Origin of the sequence: Acidovorax soli, from assembly GCF_900107605.1 — a bacterium.
GTDB classification, from domain to species: domain Bacteria; phylum Pseudomonadota; class Gammaproteobacteria; order Burkholderiales; family Burkholderiaceae_C; genus Acidovorax; species Acidovorax soli.
In genome coordinates, this window is sequence record NZ_FNQJ01000068.1 from 1 (window position 1) to 3,757 (window position 3,757).

Annotated in this window: 3 protein-coding genes; all 3 read left to right on the forward strand. The window is 66.1% G+C overall.

What is annotated here, in order from left to right; genetic code table 11:
* The first annotated feature begins 122 nt into the window (after nucleotides 1-122).
* The 3 genes from BLW02_RS19235 (at nucleotide 123) to BLW02_RS19245 (ending at nucleotide 3,613) form a co-directional block, all read left to right on the forward strand.
* Nucleotides 123-1,496 (forward strand): carbohydrate porin, encoded by a 1,374-nt coding sequence (locus tag BLW02_RS19235; protein ID WP_244273769.1) that lies wholly within the window; start codon nucleotides 123-125, stop codon nucleotides 1,494-1,496.
* Nucleotides 1,497-1,778: 282 nt separating this feature from the next.
* On the forward strand, nucleotides 1,779-2,447 hold the full coding sequence (locus BLW02_RS19240; RefSeq protein WP_092701702.1) for an SDR family oxidoreductase: 669 nt from the start codon (nucleotides 1,779-1,781) through the stop codon (nucleotides 2,445-2,447).
* A 35-nt stretch (nucleotides 2,448-2,482) separates the two neighbouring features.
* A complete protein-coding gene (locus tag BLW02_RS19245) occupies nucleotides 2,483-3,613 on the forward strand; it encodes an acyl-CoA dehydrogenase family protein (protein ID WP_092701705.1) in 1,131 nt (376 codons plus the stop codon).
* The last annotated feature ends 144 nt before the right edge of the window (nucleotides 3,614-3,757 follow it).

Consider the following 3,757-nt stretch of genomic DNA (forward strand, 5'->3'; position numbering starts at 1 on the left):
TGTTGCAGCAGGCTCATCTAAACAGCGCTTGGCAGATTACTCAAGCGCTGCAGTGTCGTTGGATTTGACTCTATTTTTTAGATGCGATTGCCCTGCCGGCGCTAAACTCGCGCGCCATGACCATGATGTTCAGACTTCTGCCGGCCCGGCGCCACGCCCGTTCCATGCCGCTGGCGCTGCTGCTGGTGGCCGCCGCGCCCTGGCGCGTGGCGGCACAAGCCGTGGAGGCGCCTGCGGCCCCGCCTCCCGTGGCGTGGCACGCGCAAGCCACCTGGGCCTGGCAGGCCAAGCCGGCCTTTGCTGCGCCCTACACCGGCCCCAACAGCCTGGTTCCGGGTCGGGAAAAGTCCTACTCGTTCACGACCACCGGCGATCTGGGCGTGCGCCTTTGGCAGGGGGCCGAGGCCCACTTCAACCCCGAAGCTGCGCAGGGCGTGCCGCTGTCGCGCCTGACGGGTGCCGGCGGGCTGTCCAACGGCGAACTGGCCCGCACTTCGGGAGCGAACCTGTCGGTGTACCGGGCGCGCATGTTCGTGCAGCAGCGCTGGGCGACCGGTGGTGACGCCGAAACCATCCCCGCCGATTTCAACGAACTGGGCGGGGCATCGCGCACGAGTCGCTGGACGGTGCGCGCAGGGGCTTTCTCGCTGCTCGACTACTTTGACAACAATCCTTACGCCAAAGATCCGCGAGAACAGTTCTTCAACTGGTCGTTCCTCACGCATGGCGCCTGGGACTACGCAGCGGATGCCCGGGGTTACTCGGTGGGGGCCATGATCGAATACCGCACCAGCACCTGGGCCGTGCGCGCCGCCCGCATGGAGTTGCCGCGCGAATCCAACGGTCTGGCACTCGACAGCCATTGGCGCCAGCACTACGGAGACCAGCTGGAGGTGGAGTCCGATCTGCCGGTGTCGGTGCCTGCTGGCCCATTGCGCGCGCGCCTGCTGGTGTACCGGAACCGGGCGGTGATGGGGCGCTTTGACGATGCCCTCGCCCTGGGTGGTACGCCGGATGTGGCATGGGTGCGCCGCGCGCAAAGCAAGACCGGCTGGGGGGTGACGCTGGAGGCGCCCCTGGGCGAGGAGGCCGGCCTGTTCCTGCGTGCCAGCCGAAACAATGGCCAGTCTGAAACCTATGCATTTACCGAGATAGACCAGCAGCTGTCGCTGGGGGGGCAGTTCACCGGCGCCACGTGGGGCCGCAGCAAAGACCGCTGGGGCGTGGCCTGGGCGGCCAATGGCCTGTCGCGCCCGCACCGCAGCTATCTGGCGGCGGGCGGCCAGGGCTTCTTTCTGGGCGATGGCCGGCTCAACTATGGCCCCGAGCAGGTGCTCGAAGCCTATTACCGCTGGACCTTGCCTGATGTGGTTACTTCGGCGGGCACGCTGCGGTCGGCATTCTCGCTGGGGGCTCAGCACCTGGTCCACCCCGGCTACAACCGCGACCGGGGGCCGGTACAGGTGTACTCGCTGCGCTGGCACAGCGAATTCTGACGTCGGGCACCGCCGCCGGGTTGGGCCTGATAATTGACGTTTACGTCAATGCGGGGCTCCCGCCGCCCCTTGAGCACCATCCCGGAACCACAGATGCTGTCGAACCGAGCACAGGAAGTGATCCGCGACGCCATGCGCGCCATCGCCCAGGACCCCTCTGGCCCCGTGCCACCCGGGGACTGGGCGACGCGTGATGGGATGGTGCTCATGGCACTTCATTGGATCGCTTTTAACGCTGGATCGGCAGGCGCTAGAACCCTGTTTTTCTCAAATTTCTGAACCATGAAATCCATACTCATCATCGGCGCATCGCGCGGCATTGGACTGGAGCTGGTGCGCCAATACGCCGAGGCGGGCCGCCGCGTGATTGCCACCGTGCGCGACGACGCCGGCCGCGAGCGCGTACAGGCCCTGGGCGCCGAGGCGCTCACTGTGGATGTGGCCAACCCTGCCAGCGTGAGCGGGTTGGCCTGGCAGCTCGATGGCGAGAAGATCGAGACCGCCTGGTATGTGGCAGGCGTGATCCGCCGTCCGGACGCACTTACGCCCCCCACGCAGCAGGACTTTGATGCCGTCATGCACATCAATGTGCTGGGCGCCATGCAGGCTATTCCGCAAGTGGCGCCGCGGGTGGCCGAGGCGCAGGGCGTGTTTGCGTTCCTGTCCTCGTCCATGTCACAGATCGGCAGCGTGCCGGGCAGCGACTCGTGGCTCTACCGCACCAGCAAGGCCGCGCTGAACATGGCAGTGGCGGCGGCCCAGCACAGCTACCCGCACGCGACGCTCATCACCATCGACCCCGGCTGGGTGCAGACCGACATGGGCGGCGTGGGCGCTGCCCTGACCGTGCAAGACAGTGTGCGCGGCCTGCGCGCCACCGTGGCCGGTGCCACTGCCGCCGACAGGGGGCGCCTGCTGCACCACGACGGCCGCCGCGCCGCGCACTGGTAAATTTCTCTGAACAACGACCTCTGGAGACATCCCCCATGCTGCTGACCCAAGACCAGGAAATGATCCGCGACGCCGTGCGCGACTTTGCCCAGACCGAACTCTGGCCCCATGCCGCCCGCTGGGACAAGGAACACCATTTCCCCAAGGAGGCCCACCAGGGCCTCGCAGCCCTCGGGGCCTACGGTATCTGCGTACCCGAAGAGTTTGGCGGCGCCCATCTCGACTACCTCACGCTCGCCCTGGTGCTCGAAGAAATCGCAGCCGGTGATGGCGGCACCAGCACTGCCATCAGCGTCACCAACTGCCCGGTCAACGCCATCCTCATGCGCTATGGCAATGCCCAGCAAAAGCGCGACTGGCTCACACCCTTGGCCCGGGGCGAAATGCTCGGGGCGTTTTGCCTGACCGAGCCGCATGTGGGCTCCGACGCCTCCGCACTGCGCACGACCGCGGCGCGCCAGGGCGAGGAATACGTGATCAACGGCGTCAAGCAGTTCATCACCAGCGGCCAAAACGGCCATGTGGCCATCGTCATCGCCGTGACCGACAAGGGCGCCGGCAAGAAGGGCATGAGCGCCTTCCTCGTGCCTACCAGCAACCCCGGTTACGTGGTGGCGCGGCTCGAAGACAAGCTGGGCCAGCATTCCAGCGACACGGCGCAGATCAACTTCGACAACTGCCGCATCCCGGCCGAGAACCTCATTGGCGCCGAGGGCGAGGGCTACAAGATCGCGCTCGGTGCCCTGGAGGGCGGCCGCATCGGCATCGCCGCGCAAAGCGTGGGCATGGCGCGCAGCGCGTTCGATGCGGCGCTGGCGTACTCGAAGGAGCGCGAAAGCTTCGGCCAGCCCATCTTCCACCACCAGGCCGTGGGCTTTCGCCTGGCCGACTGCGCCACGCAGATCGAGGCCGCACGCCAGCTCATCTGGCACGCCGCCGCGCTGCGCGACGCGGGCCGACCTTGCCTGAAAGAAGCCGCCATGGCCAAGCTGTTCGCCAGCGAGATGGCCGAGCGCGTGTGCAGCGCCGCCATCCAGACGCTGGGCGGCTACGGCGTGGTCAATGACTTCCCGGTGGAGCGCATCTACCGCGACGTGCGCGTGTGCCAGATCTACGAGGGCACGAGCGACGTGCAGAAGATCATCATCCAGCGCGCGCTGGCCTGATGGTTGGCGAAAACTTGCTCCCAGATAAATAGCTGCAGGTGCTTTATGGCAGGGCAATCGCATCTAAAAAATAGAGTCAAATCCAACGACACTGCAGCGCTTGAGTAATCTGCCAAGCGCTGTTTAGATGAGCCTGCTGCAACA

Coding starts and splice junctions, on each gene's coding strand:
- BLW02_RS19235 (WP_244273769.1), top strand. CDS start 123: ATGATGTTCAGACTTCTGCCGGCCCGGCGCCACGCCCGTTCCATGCCG.
- BLW02_RS19240 (WP_092701702.1), top strand. CDS start 1,779: ATGAAATCCATACTCATCATCGGCGCATCGCGCGGCATTGGACTGGAG.
- BLW02_RS19245 (WP_092701705.1), top strand. CDS start 2,483: ATGCTGCTGACCCAAGACCAGGAAATGATCCGCGACGCCGTGCGCGAC.